Genomic DNA, 25345 nt, shown 5'->3' with positions numbered 1-25345 from the left:
TCACAAAGAAACGGCAGTGCGGCGGGGGACGCGTCTCCCGGTTGCACTGCCGCTTTTTTTACGCCAGAATATCCTCGATCCGCGCCAGAATATCCTCCGGCAGCTTCACGCCGCTCGCCTTCGCGTTCTCGACGATCTGCTCCGGACGGCTCGCGCCGACGAGAGCGCTGGCTATGCCCGGCAGCCTGAGAATCCATGCGATCGCAAGCTGAGCCATGGAGATGCCGAGCTCGTCTGCGATGCTGGTGAGACTCTCCACCTTCTCCAGGTTGCCGTCGCTTAGAAGACCGCCGATGAACATGTTGGAGCTGCTATCGGTCGCACGGCTGCCTGATGGCGTTCCGTCTTCGCCCCGACGGTATTTACCCGTCAGCACGCCTTGCGCAAGCGGAGAAAATACGACCTGGCTGATGCCGTTGCTGTCGCTGAGCGGAATGATCTCCTTCTCGATCTGCCGGTTCAGCATATGGTATTGCGGCTGATTGACGACGATCCGGTCGAGCAGATATTTATCCGCCACGCCGAGTCCCTCCTGGATTTGGGCCGCCGTCCACTCGCTCACGCCCACGTACAGCACCTTGCCGGACCGCACAAGATCCTCGATCGTGCGCAGCGTCTCGTCCAGCGGCGTCTCCTTGTCATAGCGATGGCAGTAATAGATGTCGACGTAATCCAGTCCCAGACGTTTCAAGCTCGCATTCGCCTGCTCCAGGACGTGCTTGCGGGACAAACCGCGGTCGTTTACACCGTCGCCCATCGGCCAAAATACCTTGGTCGCGAGCACGTAAGATTCGCGAGGATAGGCTCGGAGAGCCTTGCCGACGACCTCCTCGGCCGCGCCGCGCATGTATACGTTGGCCGTATCGAAAAAATTGATGCCGAGCTCATACGCTTGTTCGATCGTACGGGCCGCGGTGCCGTCATCCACCGAGTTGCCGTAGGTCAACCAGCTCCCTAAGCTGATCTCGCTAACCTTGAGACCCGTTCTTCCTAATCTGCGATATTCCATTTGTTTGTTCCTCCTTTATTTTCGTAATATTGCCGAATCCGTTATTCGTAAGATTACAACTTCATAGGTTCGCCTCGTTGATTTACGAAGAAGGCGCCATCCGCATCTCCTTGCTTACGCTCCGCCAGATCCAAGATGCCGGCAGCTGATTCCCCGGCATCCCCAGGCGCCTTCTCTCCGCCCATATCCGTGCGGATCCAACCGGGATGCACCGCGTATACCGCATATCCAAGCGGTGAGAATTGTTTGCGCAGCTGCGCGGTAAACATATTCAGCGCGCTTTTGGACAACGCATAACCGTAATCGCCGCCGTAAGCCCCGGCCATGCTGCCCGCTTCCGAGCTCACATTGATGATGGCTTGGTCCGACCCTTTTTTCAGCAGCGGGAGCGCATGCTTCATGACCAACATGGGACCGTACAAGTTCGTCTGGAAGGATTGCTCGACCAATTCCATCTCAAGCCCTTCAAGCTTCTGGTCCCGACCAAGCAGGATCGCCGCGCTGTTGATGACGATATCCAGCGAATCGATGCGGGCGGCGAGCTTCCCGAATGCGTATCGAACCGACGATTCATCCGTAACGTCCAGCGGCAGAACATGTACTTGCTCCGGATATTGTTCCGCCAGCGAAAGCAGCTTCTCGGCCGAGGAGCCCGGTCCCCGCACGCCAGCCCATACTTGATAACCTCTCGCCGCCGCTTCGGCGGCTAATTCGTATCCAAGACCGCGATTCGCTCCTGTAATGACGATATTTTTCATGATGACACTCCTTATTTATCGTTCTCCAGCAACTCCAGCATCTTGACTGCTCGCAAACCCCATCTTCTCGTTGAGCCTCGTTCCCATCAAGAATCAACAGATTACTTAATGCACGCGCGTACACCAACGACGGAAGCAACCTATCGGCGGGCACACATCAACGCATCCTTTGTGTTGGGGGGGGATCGAATTGTCCGCCATTTCATCATAATGGCAATTGCAATCGCTTGCAACCATATACGGCCAAAAGATGTATCGTCCCACCAGGCTGCCTCTAACAATGCAAAAACGCGCTGCACCACCAATGGGACGGTGACAACGCGTTGTTCGGTCGTATAAGCGGAAGCAGCTTCAGGGCTTGATCCTCTTGGGTTCGCAGAAATCGCACTTTATAGCTGCACAGCGGAACTCTACTTACTGCGGGAAGCGGTCAGATAACTCCGACCAATCCAGTGTCATCTCCGAATCGGTCAGCAGGCATTGATCCAGCGATGCGGTCAAAGGCTCCCGATCCAACGATACGCCAATCATCACCATCTTCGTAGCGCGATCCCCATAAACGGGATCCCAACTCTCTTGGAGTCCTTCTTCCTCGCGGAGCAACGTCTCAAGCTCCGCCTGAGGAAGCGATGCCGCCCAGAGGCCGGCAGGACCGAATTGGATGGACGGTCCCGCTTGGCTCAGACTTTGCGCCATACGATCGCGGGTAGCCAGCCATACGAACCCTTTGGCGCGAACGACTTCTTCGGGCCAACGCTCCATCCAGGCCATCAGACGCTCCGGATGGAACGGTTTCCTTCGTTCGTAGACAAAGGAACTGATTCCGTATTCCTCCGTCTCCGGCGTATGGTGCGGCGACTCCAGCTCTTTGATCCAGCCCGCCGAACGGCTTGCCGCTTCGAAATCGAACAGTCCCGTATGAAGGATTTCCTTGGGATCTACTACGCCTTGTTCCGCCCGAATAAACTTCGCTCGCGGCTGCAGCGTCCGAAGCACGATCTCCAGCTCCCCGAGCTTATCTGCCTCAACCATGTCGCATTTGTTAAGAATCAGCACATCGCAAAATTCGATTTGATCAATAAGCAGATCCACCACCTCGCGAGTGTCGGCTTCGCCGACGGCCTGACTCCGATCCAGCAGCGACTCGCCTGACGAGTAATCATGCCAGAATCGGTAGGCGTCGACGACCGTAACCATGCAATCCAGCTTGCAGATACGGGACAGGTCGATGCCAAGCTCTTCGTCGATGTAGGTAAACGTCTGCGCGACCGGCACGGGCTCCCCGATTCCCGTCGACTCGATCAAGATGTAATCGAAGCGGCCGTCCTCGGCCAATCGTTCCACTTCCCGAAGCAAATCCTCCCGCAAAGTGCAGCAGATGCAGCCATTCGACAGCTCTACCAGCTTCTCTTCCGTGCGCGACAAGCCGCCGCCGTTCTGAATCAAGTCCGCATCGATGTTCACCTCGCCGAGATCGTTGACGATGACCGCAACCTTCAGACCTTCCTTATTGTTTAATACATGATTGAGAATCGTCGTTTTCCCGGCTCCCAGATAGCCGCTTAATACCGTCACTGGAATTTTGGATTGTGGCATCATTGGTTCCCTCCTAATTATTCGTAACAATTACGATAGCACTCTAAAAAAGATACCTCCCCTGATATCCAAAAGGATGTATGTATGAGAAGTATGTATGTTCGTTATGTGATTAATCGTAATTATTACTATTTAAGTTATCACAACCTCTTCTGCCTGTCAACGGAACGCATAAAAAAGCCGAGCGTTATTTACGCCCGGCTCCCTCCTCATTAACCTTCCACTCTTACCGCATCCCGTTGCGCAATCAGCGACAGTTCCGCCGCCTTGAACGTGTGTTCTTGCGACATCGCGTTTTCCGTGCCGTTAAGAATATCGAGAATAAGCTCCCCAAAGTACGGGAATCCAACCTTGCCGCGGAGGCGCATATGCTGCTCGCCTTCCCCGTTTACCAGGTACAATTGGTCGCCTTCCGCTTCTCTGCCCACGTCGATGTACTTGCGAAGCTCGATGTATCCTTCCGTGCCGAGAATAAGCGTTCTGCCGTCGCCCCATGTGCCTAGTCCGTTCGGCGTCAGCCAGTCCACGCGGAAGTAACCCGTTGCGCCATTTTCGCCTACAAGGGTCATATCGCCGAAGTCTTCCAGCTCGGGATAGTCCTTGGCCGCGTAATTCGCGACCTTGCTGTTTACGACTTTGGCCTCCGTGTTCCCCGTAAAATACAAGAACTGCTCGACCTGATGGGAGCCAATGTCGCACAGGATGCCGCCATACTGCTCTTTCTTAAAGAACCAGTCGGGGCGCGACGGCGCATTTAGTCGATGCGGTCCAAGACCCATGACTTGTACGACTCGGCCGATCGCCCCTTGGCGGATAAGCTCCCCTGCATGAATAGCGCTTTCTACATGCAGACGCTCGCTATAGTAGACGGCATATTTTTTGCCGGTCTCGCTTGCGGTAACTCGAGCTTCTTCCAACTGCTCCAGCGTTGTAAACGGCGCCTTGTCCGTGAAATAATGTTTGCCGCTGCGCATGACGCGCACGCCGAGCGGACCGCGCAGCGACGTGATTGCCGCTGCAGCGACTAGCTGCACCTCGGCATCCTCCAGAATCGTCTCCAGGGAGGAAGCAATCTTGACGCCCGGATATTTCTGCGCGAACGCTTCCGCTCTTGCCGGATCGCCATCATATACCCATCGAAGCTCGCCCCCTGCCTCAACGAGACCGTTGCACATGCCGTAAATATGGCCGTGATCCAGGTTCGTGGCCGCAAAAAAGAATTGGCCTGGCTCCACGACGCGCTTTACGTCGCCCTTAGGCGCATAATTCATACCGTCTTTACTCATGCCTTCACCCCTTTGCGATTGCGCGATTCTTCAATTTTCTTCTGCAAGTAAGAATAATAGAGCTCTTCGTCGATCGGAAGATCAACCCAGTTATCCGTCCAAGTGGACAGATGCATCGCATTGGAGATCATCAAACCTTTAATGCCTTCTTCTCCCGGAGCAATAAGAGCTTCGTCATGCAGAATGGCATTTACGAAATTTTGCATAATGCCTTTATGGTCGGGATTCGTGCCATGAACGGGAACTTCGCATTTCCAGCATTCCGGAGCGCCGAAGCCGCCTGTAAAAGTTGCATTAAACTCGCGTTCGGAAACACGCAGACGCCAGAACGTCAGCTTATTGTCCTCGATAACGACCTTGCCGCGATCGCCGCTGATTTCCAGGCGGTTCGTTCCCGGCGCCTCGCCCGTTGTCGTTACGAATACGCCCGTGGCGCCATTTTCGTATTCGACGAACGCGGTTACGTCGTCTTCCACCTCGATATTGCGGTGTTTGCCGAAGTAGCAGAACGCGCGAACCCGCTTAGGCATCATGTTGATCGTCCATTGCCACAAGTCGAGCTGATGGGGGTCCTGGTTAATGAGCACGCCGCCGCCTTCGCCTTCCCAAGTCGCCCGCCATGTGCCGGAATCGTAATAGCTCTGGGAACGGTACCAGTTCGTAATAATCCAATTCGTTCTTCTGATCTCACCAAGCTCGCCGCTGTCGACCAAATCCTTGAGCTTTTGATAGAGCGGATTCGTCCGCTGATTGTACATCATGCTGAATTTCACATCCGTACGGGCAGCCGCATCGTTCATCTCGCGCACTTGCTTCGTATAGACGCCCGCCGGCTTCTCGCACAGCACATGCAGGTTTCGCTGGAAAGCCGCGATCGCCAGCTCCGGGTGCGAATAGTGAGGCGTTGCGATTAGAACGGCATCGATAAGACCGGAATCCATCATCACGAACGGATCGGCGAACAGAGTTACATCGTCGCCCAGATTTTCTTTGGCCCAGAGCTGTCCAGGCTCCGCGCTATCGCTGACGGCCGTCAGCTTGACGCCCTTTACTTCGCCACGCTGCATATAGCCGATATGTCCTTTGCCCATATTGCCAAGCCCGATTACACCCAACCGTACAATGCTCATCAATAATACGCTCCTTTAATGGGACCTGATAAAAGTCTCCATAATGACTTGTTCTTGCGCTAATCTTATCATGAGCAACACTTCCGTTCTTCTTCCGCGTTAACCGTTTTTGCATTTCATTTGACTCTGATTGGTGTATAATTGGAGTAGTCGCGAAGGGGGGAGACACATGGTCAACAAACACCTTATAGCCGCTCCGATTACGATCGGAACATCGATCAATTATGAATCCATGCATAATTACCATACGCATCCTCATTACGAGGTCTATTATTTCCACGGCGGCAAAGCAAATTACCTTATCAATGACAAAATCTACGTCCTTGAGCCCGGCGATATGTTTCTCATGCATGGAATGACCTTGCATAAAGCCCATGTAGACCCGGCCATCGCCTATCATCGGACGACCATCCATCTCGATCCCGGCTACTTTCAACAGCATATTCAGCCTGCCTTTACGGACGATCTGCTGGCGCCGTTCAGCAAGCTGCAAAATGTTAGGCTGCAGCTCCGCGGCGAAGCCAAAGCGGAAGCCGAGGAGGCGCTCGCCGTTATGAACGAGATGTACGCTCGCGGGACTCCTCACTCCTATCAACGATTCCAGGCGCGTTTGCTGGACTTCTTCATTTTTCTTGGCGAGCTATGCGATCAACCTCTAAAGGCGAAAAACAGCTATCCTTCCTCGAAGGAGGAGCATGTGCAAACTATAATTTCGTTTCTGGAAAACCAATATAACGAAGAAATTACACTGGAAGACATCGGCGAAAGGCTGCATCTCAGCAAGTTTTATTTGGCCAAGACGTTTAAGCAGGTGACCGGCATGACCATCTTCCAATATTTGATGCACCGAAGGGTGTATCAGGCCAAGCTGCGACTTATCCAAAGTCATAGCAGCATCACTGATGTCGGCTACGATGTCGGATTCAAGCATCCGTCCCACTTCAGCCGAGTATTTAAGGAACATACCGGCATGACGCCGGAGCAATATCGCAAAAAAAATCAACTCGTGCATGCGAGAGCTTGAGCTTAAGGTGCAAAAAACCGATCCACTTCCTAAGGGAGTGGATCGGTTTTTGGTATATCCTATAACATTTATCCGACGATTAACCTTGCAGCAGCAATTGCTCCGGATCTTCCAGCATTTCTTTGATGGCTACCAGGAAGCGAACCGCTTCGCTGCCGTCTACGATACGGTGATCGTACGAAAGAGCGAGATACATCATCGGGCGGTTCTCCATACGGGTTTCGTCGATGGCTACCGGGCGAAGCTGGATCTTGTGCATCCCCAGAATACCTACTTGCGGCGCGTTCAAGATCGGCGTGGACAACAAGGAGCCGAATACGCCGCCGTTTGTAATGGTAAAGCTTCCGCCTTGCAGATCGCTGAGCGCAAGCGTGTTCGAGCGTGCTTTCTTCGCCAGTTCGACGATGTTACGCTCGATCTCTGCGAAGCCCAGACGGTCGGCGTCGCGTACGACTGGCACGACCAAACCTTCTTTCGCCGCTACCGCGATACCGATATCGAAATATTTTTTCATGATAATGTCTTCGCCGTCGATCTCCGCGTTCAGCAGCGGGAACTGCTTAAGCGCTCCGACAACCGCCTTCGTGAAGAAGGACATGAAGCCGAGGTTCACTTCGTTCTTGTCGAAGAACGATTGTTTGCGGCGCTTGCGCAGGTCGAGGATCGCCGTCATGTCGACTTCGTTAAACGTCGTCAGCATAGCTGCCGTGCGTTGAGCCTCTACCAGTCGGTTGGCGATTGTGGCGCGGCGGCGCGACATGCGCTTGCGCTCAACCGGCTTGCCGCCTTGCGTCGCTGCCGAAGCTGCAGGCGCAGGCGCTGCAGCGGGTGCCTTTGGAGCCACCTGTGCGGGAGCCGATGCCTGTACCCCATGCGCACGAACATCGTCCGGGAAAATACGGCCGATGCCGTCTTTGCCTTGTACTTGCGTCAGGTCGATGCCTTGCTCGCGGGCAAGCTTGCGGGCTGCCGGCGACGCGTTAACCGATGCCGCCGAAGACGACAATACCGGAGCTGCAGCCGGAGTTGCAGGTGCAGCTACTGCCGGAGCTGGTGCGGGAGCCGTCGGCTCCGCTGCCGGTGCAGGCGCGGATGGAGCAGCGCCCGTAGAATTGCCTATAGCTCCAATCGCTTCGCCTACTTGAACGACTTCGCCGTCCGCCTTCGCGATACTCGATACGACGCCGTTGCTGTCTGCGCTAATCTCAATGTTAACTTTATCCGTCTCAAGCTCGAGGAGGACGTCGCCTTGGTTGACGGAGTCCCCTTCTTTAACGAACCACTTCGTAATCGTACCTTCTGTGATCGATTCTCCCAATTCTGGAACGATAATTTCTGCCATGTTTATGTTACCCCCTTACCAGACTCGATTGAAATGGCTGCCCATTCAATGCGGATGAAATGATCGATTGCTGCTCGGCCGCGTGAATTTCCTGATGTCCGGTTGCCGTGCTGGCACGATCCGGACGTCCGATATAACGTACGACCGCCTTGCCAGACGCAAGCTCACGCAGACGCGGTTCCATGTATGACCACGAGCCTTGGTTCTTCGGTTCTTCTTGTACCCATACGATCTCTTCCAGCTTAGGGAACTGAGCAATAATGCGCTCCAACTCGGCCTGAGGCAGCGGATACAGCTGCTCTACGCGAGCTACGCGCAGCCATCCGAACTCTCCTTCGTCCTTCGACGAAAGCGCTTCGTCCAGATCGACCATTACTTTGCCCGTTCCCAGCAGGAGGCGTTTCACCTTCTCCTTGGCCGCCTTCGATTCCGTAAAGCTGAATTGCGGCAGCACCGGCTTAAAGGAGCCTTCGCTGAATTCCACACCGTGCGACGCGACGCGCGGGTTGCGGAGCAAGCTCTTCGGCGCCATCAGGATGAGCGGACGGACGCTGTCGCTTCCCAGCATAGCCGCTTGCTTGCGCAGCAAGTGGAAGTATTGCGCCGACGTCGTCAGATTCGCCACCGTCCAGTTGTTATCGGCGGACAGCTGCAGGAATCTCTCCAGACGCGCGCTGGAATGCTCCGGTCCCTGACCTTCGTAGCCATGCGGCAGAAGGACGGCAACGCCGGATTTCTGCGACCACTTCGCCCGGCCAGCGGACATAAATTGGTCGAAAATAACTTGAGCTACGTTCGCAAAGTCGCCGAACTGGGCTTCCCAGATGACAAACGATTCCGGCGCGAATACGTTGTAGCCGTATTCGAAGGCCAGTACCGCCGTCTCGGACAACGGGCTGTTATGCACGGCGAACGATGCCTTCGCCTGAGGGAACATATGCAGCGGCGTAAACTTCTCGGCCGTTGCGTTATCGTTAAGCATAATATGGCGATGCGCGAATGTGCCTCGTTCGGAATCTTGACCGCTCAGACGAATCGGCGTTCCATCCGCCAAAATCGTCGCGAAGGCCAGCGTCTCGGCATGCGCCCAGTCGAGCTTCTCGCCGTCGTTAAGGCTTGTCGCGCGGCGCTGCAGAATACGCTGAAGCTTGGAGTACTCCGTAAAGCCTTCCGGACGGTTGAGCAATTCCAGATTGATTTCCTTCAGCGTCTCCATCGGCACGGCTGTCGGAACATCTTCCGGCACGATGACGCCGGACTCTTGCGTAACTTGTACATGCGCCTTGCCTTCGTTCGCCTTCATGGCATCATATCCGGCTTGAAGCGCGGCAAGCGTCTTCGCGCGAAGCTGATCCGCTTGCTCGACCGTAATCGTCTTCTCCGACTTAAGCTGCTCGGCATAAATGTTCGCAACTGTAGGATGACTCCGCACTTTGCTGTAGACGAGCGGCTGGGTTGCATCGGGATCGTCCATCTCGTTATGACCGTAACGGCGATAACCGATAAGATCGATAACGAAGCCTTTGTTGTAGATCAGGCGATATTCGCAAGCCAGGCGCACGGCAGCCAGACATGCTTCCGGATCGTCAGCGTTGACGTGGATGATCGGAATGTCGAAGCCCTTGGCCAGATCGCTGGCATAATGAGTGGAACGGGAATCCACGCTATTCGTCGTAAAGCCCAGTCGATTGTTCGCAATAATATGAATCGTGCCGCCGTTGCGGTAACCTTGCAAATTATTGAAATTGAGCGTCTCGGCCACGATGCCTTCGCCGATAAACGCCGCGTCGCCGTGTACGCAAACCGTAACCGCTTTGTGTTGATCCTGTACGGGGAAGCCTGGCTTGCTGCGATCTTCCTGTGCCGCGCGCGTATAACCTTCCACGATTGGATTTACGAACTCCAGATGGCTCGGGTTGTTCGCAAGCGTTACTCTTGCGCGTACCGTCTCGCCTTCCGTAAACGCCCGATCGGCGCCCAAATGGTATTTTACGTCGCCCGACCAGCCGTAGTTGATGCCGATCGACCCTTCCGACGGAACCAATTCCTTGTTCGGAGAGTGATGGAACTCCGAAAAAATCTTTTCATACGGCTTGCCCAGCACATGCGTAAGCACGTTCAAGCGTCCGCGGTGAGCCATGCCGATAAGAATATCGTGAGCGCCGTCATGCGCAACCGCGCGTACGATCTCGTCCAGTACCGGAACCAGCATGTCGACGCCTTCGATAGAGAACCGTTTCTGCCCGACGAACGTCTTGTGGATAAAACTCTCGAACTGCTCCACCTGCAAAAGACGCTCCAGCAGCGTCTCCTTTTCTCGCTTGGAGAGAGGAGCCGGGAAGTCGCCGGATTCCGCTTGCTTGTTCAGCCAGATTCTCTCGTTCTCGTCATGAATATGAGTGAATTCGTATGCAGCCGAGCGGGTGTAGATTTCTCTTAATCTGACAATGGCATCCCAACCGTTCGATACCGATGCCGGCGCGTTATCCCAGATCAGCGATGCAGGGATGGAAGCAAGATCCTGCTGCGTAAGTCCGAAAGTCTCCGGCTCCAGCAGCTTCGTATCCGCTGCCCGGCTGATACCCAGCGGATTGATGTCCGCGCCCAAGTGGCCGTACCTGCGAATGTTCAGCATTAGCTGATGCGCGGCAACGACCTTCTTCAACATATTGCTGTCGACCGGGCCGGGAACAACGGCTGCGGAAGACGTCCGAGCCGACGCGCCTGCCGATGCCTGCGCTGCGACTGTGTCGCTCGGCGGCGCCCCCCAGAGTACGAACTGCTCTCGAACCGACGTCTCTACGGAATTCGGATCCTGAAGAAACTGCTCGTATTGCTCCTGGACATAACCAAGGTTTGGTCCGTAGTAGCTTTTCCAAGGTGATGAATTGTGGTCATCATGGATGCTCATTGCAGAAAATTCCACCCTCTCTAATCATAACCGTCCTATTATTTTCTATGGCGGGCGTTTCAATACGCCATACACCATAAATCAAAAGAAGAAGCCTATCAATCGCACACCAAATGCAATAGCGTAGCTTCTTCATATTTTAGTACATTACGGGCCTGTCATCCATAACCATATTGGCATCGGTTTCATCCATTTCGGGCATGGATAAAGATTCTTGGCATGCCGCGCGGGCATGGCGGCGTCTTTTTGTTTATGCAAACAACCATGCTATCAGTCATGTCCATCCAGGCGCCTCATTAAACGCGCCTAAGCTCGCGCCGTCAGCATTTCAACCAGCGTTCGCACCATAACTCCCGTCGCGCCCTTCGGCTCCCAGCCTCGCGCCCTATCAAGCCATGCCGATCCCCCGATGTCGAGATGCACCCAAGGGAGTCCTTCTGCAAAGTGACCGATAAACAGTCCTCCGGCGCTGGCTGCCCCGTACTTCACCCCGCCGTTCTTTAGATCCGCGGCGTCGCTTCTCAGCGCTTGACGAAATTCCGGGTAGGCCGGCATCTCCCAGATGCGTTCTCCGGACCGCTTGGAGGCCGCCTTCACTTCATTCATCAGCGATTCATTGTTCGTAACGGCTCCGGTAGCCTCGTAACCGAGCGCCACCATGATGGCCCCCGTCAGCGTTGCAACGTCGATAAGCCTGGTCGCGCCTCGGCGGATCGCCGTCGTCATGCCGTCTGCCAGCACGAGCCGTCCCTCGGCATCCGTATTGACGACCTCCACGGTATAGCCGCTCATCGTACGCAGCACATCACCGGGCTTAAACGCCCGATCGGACGGCATATTCTCCGCTGCCGGGATAACCGCGACTACATTAACTTCCGCCTTTAATTCCGCGATCGCCCGAACGGCGCCAAGCACTGCCGCAGCTCCGCCCATATCGGATATCATCTCTTCCATGCCCGGGGCCCGTTTGAGGGATATGCCGCCCGTATCGAACGTTACGCCTTTGCCGATCAGCCCCCATATTTCCTTGGAATCCGGCGCCCCATTGTAATGAAGCACAATCATGCGCGGTGGATTGACGCTGCCTTGGCCGACGGCCAACAGCGCCCCCATCTCTTGCTCGGCCGCAGACCACTCGTCGATGACCTCGATATCCAGGTCGAAGTCTCCCGCAAGCTCCTCCGCATGGAACGCCAGCCGCTCAGGCGTCAGATCGTTGCCGGGCAGATTCGTCAAATCACGGGCATAGATGACGCCCCCGCCTATAATCCGTCCGTGCATAATGCCTTGCTCCCACTCTTCCTTCGTCCCCAGAGAAGCGGCTTCTCCCGGCACAAAATCGACTTGCGTCAAGCCGAAGCGCTCGCTTCCGTCTCGCTTCAAGGGCTGGCGATCGTGAAGCGCCAGCAGCAATCCCTCCGTTAGAGCCTGTGCCGCGGCGCCAGCACCCCAATCCTCCACATCTTGTGAGAATGCTGCCTCGCCAATAGACAGCTCGACATGCGCCGCACGCGCCGCCCTTGCCGCTTTGGCCGCCGCCGCTGCCGCCAATCGCAGTCCGTCCGTGCCGGAGCCGGGACGATACCCGGCCACGATAACCGTGTCAGCCTCTATGAACCCTAATGCGGCCATAGATTCTACTTGCTCGGGCTTGCCTTGAAACAATCCTTTGGCGTACCTCGCTCTCAGCCGTTCGTCCAGCTTCTCGTGGAGGATCGTCGCCGTTCCTTGCAATTCTTCTTCCGTTACGAAGCGAATCAGCGCTTCCGGCGCTGCTCCTTCATTTCTAACACCATATGTAAACGTTGTCGACATTCTAATCTCCTCGCTTCCCTTCAAGTGCGTGAACAACCTCTTCAAGAACAAAAAAATCGAAACAAGGCTCGTCCGAGCCCCGATCTCGATTTTAATGGTTTATCCAACCAATGGCAAATAAATGATAAATTCCGTTCCGCTGCCCATCTTGCTGTTCACGCGGATTGTGCCCCCGTGATTGCGAATTATCCGGTAGCTGACGGACAGTCCAAGCCCCGTCCCTTCTTCCTTAGTCGTGAAGAATGGATCGAACAGCTTGCTCATCGTCAGCTTGTCCATCCCTTTGCCATTGTCCTTGATCATAATCTCGACATATTGGCCATCGCTGTTAAGCACGATGTCGATTCTGCCCCTCCGCTCGCTTTGGGTTTCTTCCACGGCGTCCAGCGAGTTTTTCACGAGATTAAGAATCACCTGCTTCACTTGCTTAATATCGATGGAGACGATAGCATCCTCCAGATGCGATTCGATGCCAATCTCGCAATTTCGCATGAGCGACTCGCTCTCCGTCAGCATGACCACCTCGCGAATAAGATTCTCGATCGACTTGGCTTGCTTTACCGGCGCGGACGGCTTGGACGAATTTAGAAATTCGTAGATAATGTCGTTAGCCCTGTCGATCTCCGTCAGGATAATGCGGGCATACTCCTCTTTGCCAACCTCCAGCAAGTAAGGACGGAGCAATTGTATAAAGCCCCGTATACTCGTTAACGGGTTGCGGATCTCATGGGCAATCGCCGCCGCGATCTTGCCCAGCATGGCAAGCTTGTCGTTCTGCAGGGCGCTCTGTTCAATATGTTTGTACTCCGATACGTCCTTAACGCTGAACAAAAAATCCCCGTCCAGCTGATCCCCGTATGTAACCGTCGCAAGCAGATGTTTGCCGTCTTTCTGCTGAAACTCATAGTACCGGTGGCGCTTGAGTATCATCTCCCGGTACAGGCGTAAAATGGTTCGTTTCGTATGTATGTTCAGCTTGGGATGAAGCAGAATTTCGCGGATATTGCAGCCGACCAGAGTCTTTCGGGGAATGTCGAGCAATTTCGCCATTTGGACATTAACGAACGATAGAATCCCATCCCCGTCGAATAAGGCAATGCCGCTATCCATATGTTGCAGGACGTTTTCGTACTTGTTTTTGACCTTCTCGAATGAACGGTTCGAACTCAGCAATCTTTCGCGCATAGCCACAATCTTTTGCTCGGCCGTCGGCTCCACGATATCGCCCTCCGAATTGATCTCCATTCGGAAGCGGCAGGCAACCATAAGCTCCATCAGGAACAGAAAGGAGCGATGATAGATTTGAACGGCGTCCTTGGAATCCACGTTAGCGGCAAGTGCTTGGATACAATCCTCGTGTACGGCGATAATCTCCTCTGGCTGGAAACCATACAATTGCTGTCCAAGCGCATTCGCGTGCTGCAGCGATGCATCTTTACCACCACGGATATACTCGGCAAGCGCGGGGAAATAACGCTTTCGAATGGCTTGCATCATATCTGCCTCCCCGACAAAGCTATAGACTAAGAAATGATCAAGTTCGATCTCACCTAATCATAGGATTACTTTACAAACGCTGTCAACGGGAAATACTGTCGAATAAACACCTCTACCTAGTCGAAAAGACTCGTTTTGAGGAGTCGGATAATCGTGTATTTTATTAGATTCGTCTAGGTCCTGCGGCTTATCGCCCATTATTTCCCATCGCGTTTATTCCCGTCGTCGCCCCGCTTATCACGATCCCTCTCTTCTCTCCGTTCATGTTTTTCGTCCCGTTTATCTTCATCCCGCTTACCGCCCGAACTTCCCGAAAACATCCCGCCTCCTGCTCCATTATTCCAGCTTGCCTGATCTCCGCGCCCCTTCTGCTTCCAATCATCGTCGTCACGATCATCGTCTTCGTCCCGGTCATCATCGTCGTCCCGGTCATCCTGATTCCATCTATGTTCCTTGCCTGAACCGTTTCCGTTCTTCCTATTACTATCCTTAATAGCCTCAGCCTGCTCCTCCAACCATTTCTCCCACTGATTGCTCCAATCCTTGCCGGATTTCTCCCATTCCTTCGCTGCTTTCTCCCATTCCTTCCGAAGCTTCTCTAGCTGCTCCTTGTCCCAATGGCTGCCCCATAACTTCTCCCAATCCCCGCGCCCTGGCTTGGCCGTAGCGGTCGGTTTGCCCGAAGGTTTGCCTGCGGGTTTGACGGTCGGTTTGGAAGTTGGTTTGGAAGTTGGTTTGGAAGTTGGTTTGGAAGCTGGCTTCGTCGCAGGTTGATCAGCCGGCTTCGCGGTCGGTTTAACAGTTGGCTTAGCCGTCGCTGTCGGCGAAGGTTTGGAGGCCGCGTTCGCATTTTCGGCCCGCTCCTGCTGCAGCAGCTTCTCGAGCTGTTCTTTGGATGCAGCTTCTTCCGCCGCTCCCACGATCCCTTCAATACCGCCAATAGATGCGGTGGCATTATCGATGGACTGCTTCTTAAGCGAATCAATCTCGAGCGTGTACCCTTCGTTTTTGGCCATCAGATAAAGCGCCAGCTTGCCCGAAGATATTCCAATGGAATCTGCCTCGCTTCTCAGCTCAGTAGGCAAGAACAACGTCGTAATCGTCACGCTGCCGGCCGGTTTATCATGTTCGGTCAGCCAAGCCCGCAGCTCATTATCCAGACTTTGAGCAAGCAATCGCTCGAATTCCTCGTTCTGCTCCTTGGAGCCGTTCATTAGAATGCTGGCGATCAGGATGTCCTTATGAGGAGCATCCAAATAATGAGCAAGACTGGCCTTCTCGAGAATCAGGGTTGCTACGTTCTCCACCGGCTGCCCTTTATAGTCGAGATCTGCAATTAGCCTGCTGCCGGCTTCGTTCATCGCCCTGAGCTCGCGCACCTTCTCCTTGTTGTCGATGCCGATCTCGATGCTCGGATTAATATCCATCGTCACGTAGGCTACTACGGGATTGCTTTCAATAGCTGCATAGAGGAAGCAAACCGTTATTAATAGAAGAAGAGCTGCTGCAGAGCCTGCATAAGTCAGAAGCCTGCTCCGTCCCGCGAGCCTTCGTCTTGGCAGGGGAGCCGCTTCTTCCTCAAAGAGGAGCTCTTGACCGATTTGGGGTGAGCCGGCAAGCGGTGCCCTCAGGAATTGGCCATCCTGTGTCATCACGACGGCATGCTGCTCGTGAATGCTCATTACGATTCCACGTTTCATCGGCTCACCTCCTTACTCATCCATTCGTTCGAACTCGGAATACGCATATAATCGTTCATGTACGGGTATCCACCCGATCGGATAATAGCAATTGCAATAATATATTTGCGGTTACGTTCGATGGTCTTGCGCGATACGCGGCAGGCTTCCATCAATTCCTTAATAGGCAGCCGCTGAGTGGCCTTCAGCATTCCCATCCAATCGGCGTTTCCTGCCAGAAGGCATGCAATATCAATCAGCATTGCTCGTGAATCGGAATGCTTTGGAGACTGATCGACAAGCTCCATAAACGTAATGCCGTACGGCTCAAGCTCGCTGCTTAGCTCGAGGATCTCCGCACGACGCTCCAGGTCGGTTCTGCTTGTCTCGTGAGCCTCCAGAGCCTGCTTCGTCTCGAGGACGTTATATGGCGATTGATCCTCTCCCTCCGAATCGAACGCACTGTAGGGCACGGATTGAAGATGTCTTTGTTCTTTTCGCGCATAATCAATAAGCCGACGCTGCATGACGGTTTTGGCAAATCCTAGGAACGATCTCCCCGCTTCGCTGTCGAAGCCGTCGATGGCTTCATTAAACGCCAGCAGGGCGATACTGAATTCATCATCCCGTTCCGGATTAATATACCGCTTGCTGAATCTGCTCGTTACTTTAGCTATGTATGGTGAATACTCGGCGATGAATTGCTCACGCAACTTATCATCGCCTTGTCGAATGTGCAATACATATTGCTCTGGCTCCAGCTTAGGCTGTAATGTCGCAGACGAAGCAAGAGCCGTTTTACGCGTGAATCGCTTAAACAGGATCAGCAACAACCGCTCCACCTCACTACTTATCATTTCGTCTTGGTTTCGACGATTGGGGGGGTACTTATTAAAAAATACTCATTTTTTCTCCATTTCAAACAAAAGACCTCCCAATGGAGGTCTTTAAACGGGATACGATGGAAACCTTAGACCGATGACTTCCGCTGCAGCAGCTTATTCCGCCTGCTTCCCAGCACCTGAAGCCGCTTCTTGAGCATGTATTGCCATTCTTTATCTTCCAAATGTTTGGCGAAGCTGAGCAAATCAAGCGCCATGTCAATCTGGCTGCGTACGACGTCCATGGGCTCCTCGTTCTCGTGATTCACGCAATTCTCCAGCAGCGAAGCTTGATCTTGATCGACGTAATCCTCAAAATCCACTTCGGCCGCTCCATCGCCGTACGCGTATTCTGCCAGAATGTCGTATTCGCTTTGCGCCTTGTAATGAACATCGATCCCATGGCAGACTGGGCAAAATGTAATCGGAACGTTGTGGATATGCGTCGTCAAATGTTTTAACGTGCCTTTCGTACCAATCATACTTGCTCCACAGCAGAAACTCATCCGCGGCAGCCTCCTCACGCTAATCAAGGTGATTACTTGTTGCTCGCCAATAATAACCCTTACATGATAGCTAATTTAATTTTATTCGCCACGTTATCGACAAATTCCTGCCCGTTCCCGCTGCCCACACATTAGTATTTATTCATTCTTGATAGTGAATTTATCGCCACATTGCAAAGCAACGACCTTGAACATCCGTTTGAAACACCTGAATATTGCCAATATCGGCTACAGTAACATAACAGTGTTTGCCTTCCGGGCCGCCGAAAGCAAGGTTCGTACAATCCTTTCCTTCAAGCAGAATCTCGGCCAGCACTTCCCCTTCAGGTGAAATCTTCGCCACAACGCCTTTGCCAATACGGGTAACATACAGATTTCCTTCGATATCGCAGCGCATGCCATCCAACGAGTAGTCCGGAAATTCGATCAGCAGACGTTTGTCGCTTATTTCTTTGTTCTTATTTAAAGCGTAAGCCCAAATCCGGCGCTGAACAGATTCATTGACGTACAACACCTTCTCATCCGGGCTCACCTCAATTCCGTTGGTCGTACCCATATCGTCCTCGAGCAAATCCGTAGTTCCGTCAACGTTCACGCGCCATAGCTTTCCTCTGCTGTTATCCCAATCCGGATCGCTTGCAAATAGGACATCATCTCTGGTTATACAAATATCATTCGGCTGATGCATCCTCGGTTCATGAGCATGGATTCCGATCTCCCGCGTATTCATGTCAACCTTGATAATATTATGGTTTACATAATCGGCAATCAACATGTCGCCAGCCTGGTTGAACCGGATTCCATTCCCTACACTGCCATTCGGAAGCTCAACGAAAATACTCGCTTCCCCTAGCGGTGTCACCTTGCCGATCGTACCCTGTTTCTCATAATTAACTGCATAAATATTGCCCTCGCGGTCACAGGCCGGCCCTTCTATACCATTAGTAAAGGTCTTTGGATTCGTAAATCTTTGCGCAACATAAGGATCCAATCTATCCACCTCTGCTTTCATCTATTAAAGTTCTGGGCGACGATAGCCAGACTCCAATCATCAAAACACTTCCAGTGTACCATAAATATCCCCTTAGGAAACGGCATAGAAAGCGGACACTTGACGCTTGATAGTAACCACCAAACGGGTAGCTCCCTGGGATATGGGCCGGGACGATGTAATGCCAAGCGCGCAAAGGACAGGCCCTTATCCGTAACGGATAAGGGCCTGTCCTTGTCATTGCCAAGATTTCAGCGAATATTACTTCGCTACCAGGTGGCTTTGGCCTGGTTTCCAGTTGATTGGGCAAAGTCCGCCGGATTGCAGAGCTTGCAATACGCGAAGCGTCTCTTCTACGCTGCGGCCGACATTGTTGTGGTTAACCACTTGATATTTGATCTCGCCTTCCGGATCGATGATGAACAGGCCGCGAAGCGCTATGCCTTCTTCTTCGATCAGTACGCCGTAGTCACGAGCAACGCTCTTCGTGATATCAGCCGCGAGTGGGAAGTTCAGTTGGCCAAGGCCATTATCGTTAACCGGAGTGTTAATCCAAGCGCGGTGGCTGTGCTTGCTGTCTACGCTGACGCCAAGAATTTCAGTGTCAAGCTTTTTGAACTCTTCGGCTGCCGAGCTAAGCGCCGTAATTTCTGTCGGGCACACGAACGTGAAGTCCAGTGGGTAGAAGAACAGTACCAGCCACTTGCCTTTGTAATCGGCGAGGGAAGCAGTACCGAAATCTTGTCCATTGCCTGTTGCTGTCTCCATTGCAAAATCCGGTGCCGGGCGTCCTACCAAACGTTCTGCCATGATGAAAACTCCTCCTTGACCTATCCATAATTTATTTAGAGGTATTTCACGCACAATAAGTGCTAGCCTCTTCATTGGTGCGTGTCTCTTCTTTAAAAATAGTATCATCACACAATAATAAAGTCAATATTATAGACAGTATTTCTTTATAATAATTATAAACTGTGAAGAATTATCAACAATCTCGAACTACTTCATTGCAGCTGCAATCAAATCGCCCATTGCCGTAGTTCCAATCGCCGAGCTCTTGTCAACCGCGATGTCTCCTGTGCGGTGACCAGCATCCAACACGTCCTTAACCGCGTCCTCGATGGACTTCGCCGCATCGTGGTAGCCGAACGTCAGGCGGAACATCAGCGCAACGGAAAGAATGGTCGCGATTGGATTGGAGATGCCTTGGCCCGCGATGTCAGGAGCAGAACCGTGTACCGGCTCGTAGAGGCCGAAGCTGCCTTCTCCCAGCGAAGCGGAGGACAACATGCCGATAGAACCTGTCAACATGGCTGCTTCGTCGCTCAAAATGTCGCCGAACATGTTCTCGGTTACGATTACGTCGAAGCTGGAAGGACGGCGAAGCAATTGCATCGCGCAGTTATCGACGAGCACATGCTCCAGTTCAACCTCAGGATACTCCACGGCTATGCGGTTAACGACTTCGCGCCACAAGCGGGAAGTCTCAAGCACGTTCGCTTTGTCGACGGAAGCAAGACGTTTGCTCCGCGTCATCGCGATATCGAACGCCTGACGAACGATACGCTCGATCTCTTGCACATTATATACGCATGTATCAACGGCTTCTTCGCCGTTCGCGCCTTCCCGGCGGAACTTCTCGCCGAAGTAGATGCCGCCTGTCAGCTCGCGCACGACGATAAGGTCTGTGCCTTCCAGCACTTCCGGCTTCAGCGTGGAAGCTTCTTTCAAGCAATCGAATACGTTAGCCGGACGGATGTTCGAGAACAGTCCCAACGCTTTGCGAATACCGAGCAGGCCAGTCTCCGGACGAAGCTCCTTGGAGTTGTTGTCCCATTTGGGCCCGCCAACCGCGCCCAGCAATACAGCGTCAGCGCCCTGGCATAGCTCAAGCGTTTCTTGCGGAAGAGGCGTGCCCTTCTCGTCGATGGCGATACCGCCGAACAAGCCGTGTTCCGTCTCGAATTGATAACCGTACAGCTCTTCGGTTCTTTTGAGTATTTTTAATGCTTCTCCAACAACCTCGGGGCCGATACCGTCTCCGCCGAGGACGGCGATTTTTTTCACTTCTGACATAATGTAAATACACTCCTCTTTATCATTCTCAATCTATTATCATTTAACCACATTTAGCTCTTCCATTCCAAGATATAAAATCTATGGACTCTATAGGCGAGAACTATAAACCTAGATGCCATGCCTATTTTGCCAAAAAAGTAACCCAAAGGATACCCTAATGGATCCACTAGGATAATAGTTGACCGGATGGCATGATGATAATCTTATTCCATAAGCTTAAAATTCTTTGATAGCAGCACGAGTCACCGGCAATGACTCTGTTCGGAAGGAGCAAGTTCAAGATGTTGGAATGCCAAATCGATAAACTCAAGGAAGGCGACCGGCTCGCCAAAGCGGTAATAGGCAAAAACGGAATGATTATCCTCTGCGAAGGCACGGAGTTGACCACGTTCTATATCAAGCGTTTGAAGGAGATGGGCGTAAATCGCGTGCTTGTGAAGCACTGTCCGTTCAACGTCCAAACTCAGCCTGCTCCTTCCGTCGTTCTTCCGCCTACTACGGCCAAACAGAGGAATGACCTGTACGGAGAACTCGTGAATCGGCTGAACCGCCATGTCTTCTGCTCGGAACACGGAGATTCCGTCAAGGACAGAAGATTCAAGCGCAGATATAGAAGAGCTCTTGCGGACGCGCTTGCCCATCCCTCCGTCGCGGATTGGATGAACAAGCTGGAGCAGTTCGACGAGTTGATCTTCGGACATGCTGTCAACGTTTCCATCTTGTCTACGATGATCGGAGACGAATACGGATATACGGAAGCCCAGTTGTTGGAGCTGTTGCTGGGTTCGCTATTGTTCGACGTCGGCATGACGATTATGCCCCGGGAACTCGTAACGGGTCATGGCACGTTGTCCGACACCGACCGTCACCTGCTGAATCAGCATGCCGAGCTCGGTTATCGGCTGCTTGCGGACATCAAAGGGATGCCTTGGCAGTCCGCGGTTGTCTCTCTGGCGCATCACGAACGATTCGACGGCTCCGGTTATCCCTTCGGGACCAAAGGCAACGACATCCCGGAATACGCGCGCATCGTCGCGCTGGCCGACAGTTACGATGCGCTGACATCGCCGCGCAGATACCGCAGCTCCTACCGGGCCGACGACGTCGTTGAGTTTTTGTACGGGGCGGGCAATTATTATTTTGACGCCAGCCTCGTCAAACTTTTCCTTCAGCGACTGAAGGCCTTCCCCCTATCCAGCGTATTGACGCTGAGCAGCGGTCAGACCGGCATCGTCACGTCCTATCGTTCGTCCATCGCGCACCGTCCCGTCGTGCGAATTATTACGGAGGCCAGCGGTCAGTCGGTCGGGACGCCCTATGAGCTCGATCTATCCCGCAGCAGCACGATTACAGTGCTTCATGCCGCGTCACAGGCTTAATTGTGATAGTCGCTTAATTTCAGGAGGAATCAAGATGTATAAGTTATCGGCTGACGCAGGCATGAAGCAATTGAAACGGAAGAGCCCTTCTTCTTACCGGCATTGTCTGCGCGTGTCCGCGATCGCGCAGCAATTTGCCAACGTATTGGGAATCGGCGGAGCGGAGAAGGGAATTCTCGTGAGCGGCTGTTATCTGCATGACCTCGGCAAGCTGTTTATCCCGAACAACATCCTCAATCGGAAAGGAAAGCTGTCTGACCGGGAGTGGAGGATCATGAGGCAACATCCCTCCTGTGGCGGCTCTGCCGCCGAGCTGTATCCCGGCATATCTTCCCGAATCGTCGAAATTGTAAGATATCATCACGAACGCTGGGATGGCGGCGGCTATCCGGAAGGCCGTTCCCGCCATGACATTCCTTACTTGGCAAGAATATGCGCAATCATCGATACCTTCGACAGCATGATGTCCAATCGCTGTTATCGCAGCAGATTATCTTTGGAGGATTCCGTGAACGAGCTTCGCAGAGGCAGCGGAACGCAATTCGATCCATCGCTCGTCGAGCCTTTCATCGTTTTCATCAAGACCTCCCAGTTGGATGAAACGATGTATGGGCATCCTGCAGCCGTATAATACGTCTGAGATTCCGCTCCTCATGTTTTGCATCCTCTCCTTAACGACAAAAAAACGCGTAACGGATGATCGTATCCGTTACGCGCTTTGTCGTGGTCAATTGCTATTAGATCAAGCTCATCTTGTCGCGACGACCCGGCGACTTGCGTTTCTCGATCAGGCGATTAACCGCATCGATATACGCCCGTGCGCTCGCTTCGAGAATATCCGTACTAAGGCCTCTGCCTTGAGCCGAAACATCCTCTTGCTTAAGCACAACGTGCACCTCGCCAAGCGCGTCCTTCCCTTGCGAGACAGACTTGATGGAATAATCCTCAAGCTCGACAACCTCGGCTGTCGCTTTGTCTATTGCATTGTAGATGGCATCGACGGAGCCATTGCCCTCCGCTGTCTCTATCCGCGTCTCGCCTTCGGCCAGCTTCACCTTCACCGTCGCGTTAGGCGTCGACTCGTTGCCGTAGCTCACCTGGATCGTCTCCAGCGCAAACACTTCCGGCGTATCGGTCAGCTTCTCCTCCAGCATGGCGCGGATGTCTTCGTCCATGACATTCTTTTTCTTATCGGCAAGATCCTTGAACTTCGCAAACGCCGCGTTTACCGCATCGTCGTCCAGCTCATAACCGAGATCGATCAGCTTCTCGCGGAACGCGTGACGTCCTGAATGTTTGCCGAGAACCAGCTTGGATTCGCGCAGACCGATCGTGTCCGGCGAAATAATTTCGTAAGTCGTCTTTTCCTTCAGCATGCCGTCCTGATGGATGCCGGACTCGTGCGCGAAGGCGTTGGCGCCTACGATAGCTTTGTTGCCAGGTACGACCATGCCCGTCAGCTTGCTGACCAGGCGGCTCGTCTTGGCGATTTCCTTCAGGTTCAGCGTCGTCTGTGCGCCGAAGAAGTCCGGACGCGTGGCAAGCGCCATGGCAACCTCTTCGATTGCCGTATTGCCTGCGCGTTCGCCGATGCCGTTGATCGTGCCTTCCACTTGGTCGGCGCCGTTAAGGATGGCTGCCAGCGCATTTGCCGTCGCCATGCCGAGATCGTCGTGACAGTGGGCGCTGAGTTGAATGGTCTCGATATTCGGTACATTCTCCTTCAGCGTCTTGAAGATGTTGCCGAACTCCTGAGGATTCATGTAGCCGACCGTATCCGGAATGTTAACCACGGTCGCTCCCGCTTTGATCGCCATATCCGTAACCTGGCAGAGAAAGTCCAGCTCCGTGCGGCCCGCATCCTCCGGCGAGAACTCGATTTTGTCAAAATATTGTTTGGCGTAGCGGATCGCACGTTCGGCAGCCTCCAGAACCTGTTCCTTCTCCATCCGAAGCTTGTGCTTGCGGTGGATCGGACTCGTTGCCAGGAATAGGTGAATGCAAGGATCCTGCGCGCCCTTCAACGCTTCGCGGACCGCATCGATGTCCTGCTCACGGGAACGTGACAGTCCAATGATCGTCGCGTTCTTGACCGCGCGAGCGACGGCATTGACCGCCGCCAGGTCGCCTGGGGACGCCGCAGGGAAACCGGCTTCGATCCGGTCCACGCCAAGCTTCTCCAGTTGCAGCGCGATCTCGACCTTCTCCTTCGTATTCAGGTTTACGCCTGGAGATTGCTCGCCGTCACGAAGCGTTGTATCGAAAATATAAATTTTCCGCATATCTGCATTTACACCTCCGTGAACAGAATGATCCCGATCGCACGCGGCCGCATCTCCGGTCGACGGGCTTGTGCGCGTCGACCGGATCGCCGGTGAACCGGGACTAAAAAGTCTTAATGTAGATTTAAAGCTAACTTACTTCTTGATCCAATGCATCAGTTCGCGAAGTTGCGCGCCTGTTTGCTCGATCGGATGAGCGGCTTCGTTGCGGCGGGTAGCCGTCAGCATAGCGCGGCCGGATTGGTTCTCAAGAATGAAGTCGCGCGCGAAACGTCCGGATTGGATATCTTCCAGTACGCGTTTCATTTCTTTCTTTGTCTCTTCTGTTACGATACGAGGACCCGTAACGTAGTCGCCGTATTCCGCTGTGTTGGAGATGGAGTCGCGCATTGTCGCGAGGCCGCCTTCATACATCAGGTCAACGATCAGCTTAAGCTCGTGCAAGCACTCGAAGTAAGCCATCTCGGGAGCGTAGCCGGCTTCAACCAACGTCTCGAAACCTGCTTTAACCAGCGCGGAAGCGCCGCCGCACAATACGGCTTGCTCGCCGAACAGATCCGTTTCCGTCTCTTCCTTAAAGGAAGTTTCGATTACGCCGGCACGCGTACAGCCAATGCCCTTGGCATAAGCAAGACCGATGTTCTTGGCGTTGCCAGAAGCGTCTTGATGGATTGCGATCAGACCAGGAACGCCGAAGCCTTCTTGGTAAGTACGGCGAACCATGTGGCCCGGCGACTTGGGAGCGACCAGGAATACGTCCTTGTCTGCGCTTGGCACGATTTGGCCGTAGTGAATATTGAAGCCGTGGGAGAACATCAGAGCCGCGCCTTGCTTCAGGTTCGGTTCGATTTCTTCTTGGTAGACGCGAGCTTGCGTTTCGTCCGGCAGAAGGATTTGAACAACGTCGGCAATTTTAGTAGCTTCTGCTACTGTAAGTACTTCGAAGCCGTCTTTTTTGGCAACGTCTGCGGATTTGCCTGGGCGAAGACCGATAACAACCTTCAAGCCGCTGTCGCGAAGATTTTGCGCTTGCGCGTGGCCTTGGCTTCCGTAACCGATAACTGCGATTGTTTTGCCTTGCAGAACGCCTTGATCGGCGTCTTTCTCATAATACAATGTAACTGCCATGTTAATAATTGCCTCCTTTAATTTAACCCTTTTGAGCGGGTGTTTAAGCGAA

At 53.4% G+C, this 25345-nt stretch carries 20 protein-coding genes; 3 read left to right on the top strand and 17 right to left on the bottom strand.

All coding sequences use genetic code 11. The features are described from left to right. Positions 1-58 precede the first annotated feature (58 nt). From KJW29_RS02145 to KJW29_RS02125, 5 genes are all read right to left on the bottom strand, one after another. A complete protein-coding gene (locus KJW29_RS02145; protein ID WP_214628580.1) occupies positions 59-1009 on the bottom strand; it encodes an aldo/keto reductase family protein in 951 nt (316 codons plus the stop codon). A gap of 53 nt (positions 1010-1062) precedes the next feature. Beyond that, positions 1063-1767 (bottom strand): SDR family oxidoreductase, encoded by a 705-nt coding sequence (locus KJW29_RS02140; protein WP_214628579.1) that lies wholly within the window; start codon positions 1765-1767, stop codon positions 1063-1065. A 414-nt stretch (positions 1768-2181) separates the two neighbouring features. Then, positions 2182-3363 (bottom strand): GTP-binding protein, encoded by a 1182-nt coding sequence (locus KJW29_RS02135; protein WP_214630953.1) that lies wholly within the window; start codon positions 3361-3363, stop codon positions 2182-2184. 212 nt (positions 3364-3575) lie between these two features. Beyond that, positions 3576-4649: a Gfo/Idh/MocA family protein gene (locus tag KJW29_RS02130; protein ID WP_214628578.1), complete on the bottom strand. Its 1074-nt coding sequence runs from the start codon at positions 4647-4649 to the stop codon at positions 3576-3578. Beyond that, a complete protein-coding gene (locus KJW29_RS02125; RefSeq protein WP_214628577.1) occupies positions 4646-5779 on the bottom strand; it encodes a Gfo/Idh/MocA family protein in 1134 nt (377 codons plus the stop codon). The genes KJW29_RS02130 and KJW29_RS02125 overlap by 4 nt, the downstream gene beginning before the upstream one ends. A 169-nt stretch (positions 5780-5948) precedes the next feature. On the opposite strand from KJW29_RS02125, the gene KJW29_RS02120 reads away from it, so the two are divergent. Further along, positions 5949-6803 carry an AraC family transcriptional regulator gene (locus tag KJW29_RS02120; RefSeq protein WP_246608546.1) on the top strand — a complete coding sequence of 285 codons (855 nt, stop codon included), beginning with the start codon at positions 5949-5951 and terminating at the stop codon, positions 6801-6803. A 79-nt stretch (positions 6804-6882) separates the two neighbouring features. On the opposite strand, the gene odhB is transcribed toward KJW29_RS02120, so the two are convergent. The 10 genes from odhB to leuB form a co-directional block, all read right to left on the bottom strand. Next, the gene (odhB, locus tag KJW29_RS02115; RefSeq protein ID WP_214628576.1) at positions 6883-8145 is read right to left on the bottom strand and encodes a 2-oxoglutarate dehydrogenase complex dihydrolipoyllysine-residue succinyltransferase; all 1263 of its coding nucleotides are present in this window, start codon (positions 8143-8145) and stop codon (positions 6883-6885) included. Between the two features lie 7 nt (positions 8146-8152). Next, positions 8153-11056 (bottom strand): 2-oxoglutarate dehydrogenase E1 component, encoded by a 2904-nt coding sequence (locus KJW29_RS02110; RefSeq protein ID WP_214628575.1) that lies wholly within the window; start codon positions 11054-11056, stop codon positions 8153-8155. Positions 11057-11362: 306 nt separating this feature from the next. Then, positions 11363-12871, bottom strand: a complete 1509-nt coding sequence (locus tag KJW29_RS02105; RefSeq protein WP_214628574.1) for a leucyl aminopeptidase — start codon at positions 12869-12871, stop codon at positions 11363-11365. Between the two features lie 99 nt (positions 12872-12970). Beyond that, the gene (locus tag KJW29_RS02100; protein WP_246608545.1) at positions 12971-14368 is read right to left on the bottom strand and encodes an ATP-binding protein; all 1398 of its coding nucleotides are present in this window, start codon (positions 14366-14368) and stop codon (positions 12971-12973) included. Positions 14369-14565: 197 nt separating this feature from the next. Continuing rightward, positions 14566-16068 (bottom strand): anti-sigma-I factor RsgI family protein, encoded by a 1503-nt coding sequence (locus KJW29_RS36415; RefSeq protein ID WP_214628573.1) that lies wholly within the window; start codon positions 16066-16068, stop codon positions 14566-14568. Beyond that, positions 16065-16877, bottom strand: coding sequence for an RNA polymerase sigma factor SigI (sigI, locus tag KJW29_RS02090; protein ID WP_307719156.1), 813 nt, complete (start codon positions 16875-16877; stop codon positions 16065-16067). The genes KJW29_RS36415 and sigI overlap by 4 nt, the downstream gene beginning before the upstream one ends. A 140-nt stretch (positions 16878-17017) precedes the next feature. Next, positions 17018-17434, bottom strand: coding sequence for a hypothetical protein (locus KJW29_RS02085; protein WP_087566879.1), 417 nt, complete (start codon positions 17432-17434; stop codon positions 17018-17020). Positions 17435-17594: 160 nt separating this feature from the next. Beyond that, positions 17595-18446: an SMP-30/gluconolactonase/LRE family protein gene (locus tag KJW29_RS02080; protein ID WP_214628572.1), complete on the bottom strand. Its 852-nt coding sequence runs from the start codon at positions 18444-18446 to the stop codon at positions 17595-17597. A 240-nt stretch (positions 18447-18686) separates the two neighbouring features. Then, positions 18687-19235, bottom strand: coding sequence for a peroxiredoxin (locus tag KJW29_RS02075; RefSeq protein ID WP_108991966.1), 549 nt, complete (start codon positions 19233-19235; stop codon positions 18687-18689). A 189-nt stretch (positions 19236-19424) separates the two neighbouring features. Then, on the bottom strand, positions 19425-20501 hold the full coding sequence (leuB, locus tag KJW29_RS02070; protein ID WP_108991965.1) for a 3-isopropylmalate dehydrogenase: 1077 nt from the start codon (positions 20499-20501) through the stop codon (positions 19425-19427). Between the two features lie 284 nt (positions 20502-20785). On the opposite strand from leuB, the gene KJW29_RS36410 reads away from it, so the two are divergent. Both KJW29_RS36410 and KJW29_RS02060 read left to right on the top strand, forming a co-directional pair. Further along, entirely contained in the window at positions 20786-21883 is a 1098-nt protein-coding gene (locus KJW29_RS36410; RefSeq protein ID WP_214628571.1) for an HD-GYP domain-containing protein, read from the top strand. 34 nt (positions 21884-21917) lie between these two features. Next, on the top strand, positions 21918-22514 hold the full coding sequence (locus tag KJW29_RS02060) for an HD-GYP domain-containing protein (protein ID WP_214628570.1): 597 nt from the start codon (positions 21918-21920) through the stop codon (positions 22512-22514). Between the two features lie 106 nt (positions 22515-22620). Here the strand turns inward: KJW29_RS02060 and KJW29_RS02055 are convergent, their stop codons facing one another. Then, a complete protein-coding gene (locus KJW29_RS02055; RefSeq protein ID WP_214628569.1) occupies positions 22621-24165 on the bottom strand; it encodes a 2-isopropylmalate synthase in 1545 nt (514 codons plus the stop codon). 135 nt (positions 24166-24300) lie between these two features. Continuing rightward, positions 24301-25293 carry a ketol-acid reductoisomerase gene (ilvC, locus tag KJW29_RS02050; protein WP_087570775.1) on the bottom strand — a complete coding sequence of 331 codons (993 nt, stop codon included), beginning with the start codon at positions 25291-25293 and terminating at the stop codon, positions 24301-24303. Positions 25294-25345 lie beyond the last annotated feature (52 nt).

The organism is Paenibacillus agaridevorans, assembly GCF_018604145.1.
GTDB classification, from domain to species: domain Bacteria; phylum Bacillota; class Bacilli; order Paenibacillales; family Paenibacillaceae; genus Pristimantibacillus; species Pristimantibacillus agaridevorans.
The sequence above is the reverse complement of the archived record's forward strand: the minus strand, read 5'-3'. Positions and strand labels throughout refer to the sequence as shown.

Coding starts and splice junctions, on each gene's coding strand:
- odhB (WP_214628576.1), bottom strand. CDS start 8,145: ATGGCAGAAATTATCGTTCCAGAATTGGGAGAATCGATCACAGAAGGT.
- KJW29_RS02060 (WP_214628570.1), top strand. CDS start 21,918: ATGTATAAGTTATCGGCTGACGCAGGCATGAAGCAATTGAAACGGAAG.
- KJW29_RS36415 (WP_214628573.1), bottom strand. CDS start 16,068: ATGAAACGTGGAATCGTAATGAGCATTCACGAGCAGCATGCCGTCGTG.
- KJW29_RS02125 (WP_214628577.1), bottom strand. CDS start 5,779: ATGAGCATTGTACGGTTGGGTGTAATCGGGCTTGGCAATATGGGCAAA.
- KJW29_RS02135 (WP_214630953.1), bottom strand. CDS start 3,363: ATGCCACAATCCAAAATTCCAGTGACGGTATTAAGCGGCTATCTGGGA.
- KJW29_RS02120 (WP_246608546.1), top strand. CDS start 5,949: ATGGTCAACAAACACCTTATAGCCGCTCCGATTACGATCGGAACATCG.
- leuB (WP_108991965.1), bottom strand. CDS start 20,501: ATGTCAGAAGTGAAAAAAATCGCCGTCCTCGGCGGAGACGGTATCGGC.
- ilvC (WP_087570775.1), bottom strand. CDS start 25,293: ATGGCAGTTACATTGTATTATGAGAAAGACGCCGATCAAGGCGTTCTG.
- KJW29_RS02055 (WP_214628569.1), bottom strand. CDS start 24,165: ATGCGGAAAATTTATATTTTCGATACAACGCTTCGTGACGGCGAGCAA.
- KJW29_RS02085 (WP_087566879.1), bottom strand. CDS start 17,434: ATGAGTTTCTGCTGTGGAGCAAGTATGATTGGTACGAAAGGCACGTTA.
- KJW29_RS02080 (WP_214628572.1), bottom strand. CDS start 18,446: ATGAAAGCAGAGGTGGATAGATTGGATCCTTATGTTGCGCAAAGATTT.
- KJW29_RS36410 (WP_214628571.1), top strand. CDS start 20,786: ATGTTGGAATGCCAAATCGATAAACTCAAGGAAGGCGACCGGCTCGCC.
- KJW29_RS02100 (WP_246608545.1), bottom strand. CDS start 14,368: ATGATGCAAGCCATTCGAAAGCGTTATTTCCCCGCGCTTGCCGAGTAT.
- KJW29_RS02140 (WP_214628579.1), bottom strand. CDS start 1,767: ATGAAAAATATCGTCATTACAGGAGCGAATCGCGGTCTTGGATACGAA.
- KJW29_RS02130 (WP_214628578.1), bottom strand. CDS start 4,649: ATGAGTAAAGACGGTATGAATTATGCGCCTAAGGGCGACGTAAAGCGC.
- KJW29_RS02145 (WP_214628580.1), bottom strand. CDS start 1,009: ATGGAATATCGCAGATTAGGAAGAACGGGTCTCAAGGTTAGCGAGATC.
- KJW29_RS02105 (WP_214628574.1), bottom strand. CDS start 12,871: ATGTCGACAACGTTTACATATGGTGTTAGAAATGAAGGAGCAGCGCCG.
- KJW29_RS02075 (WP_108991966.1), bottom strand. CDS start 19,235: ATGGCAGAACGTTTGGTAGGACGCCCGGCACCGGATTTTGCAATGGAG.
- KJW29_RS02110 (WP_214628575.1), bottom strand. CDS start 11,056: ATGAGCATCCATGATGACCACAATTCATCACCTTGGAAAAGCTACTAC.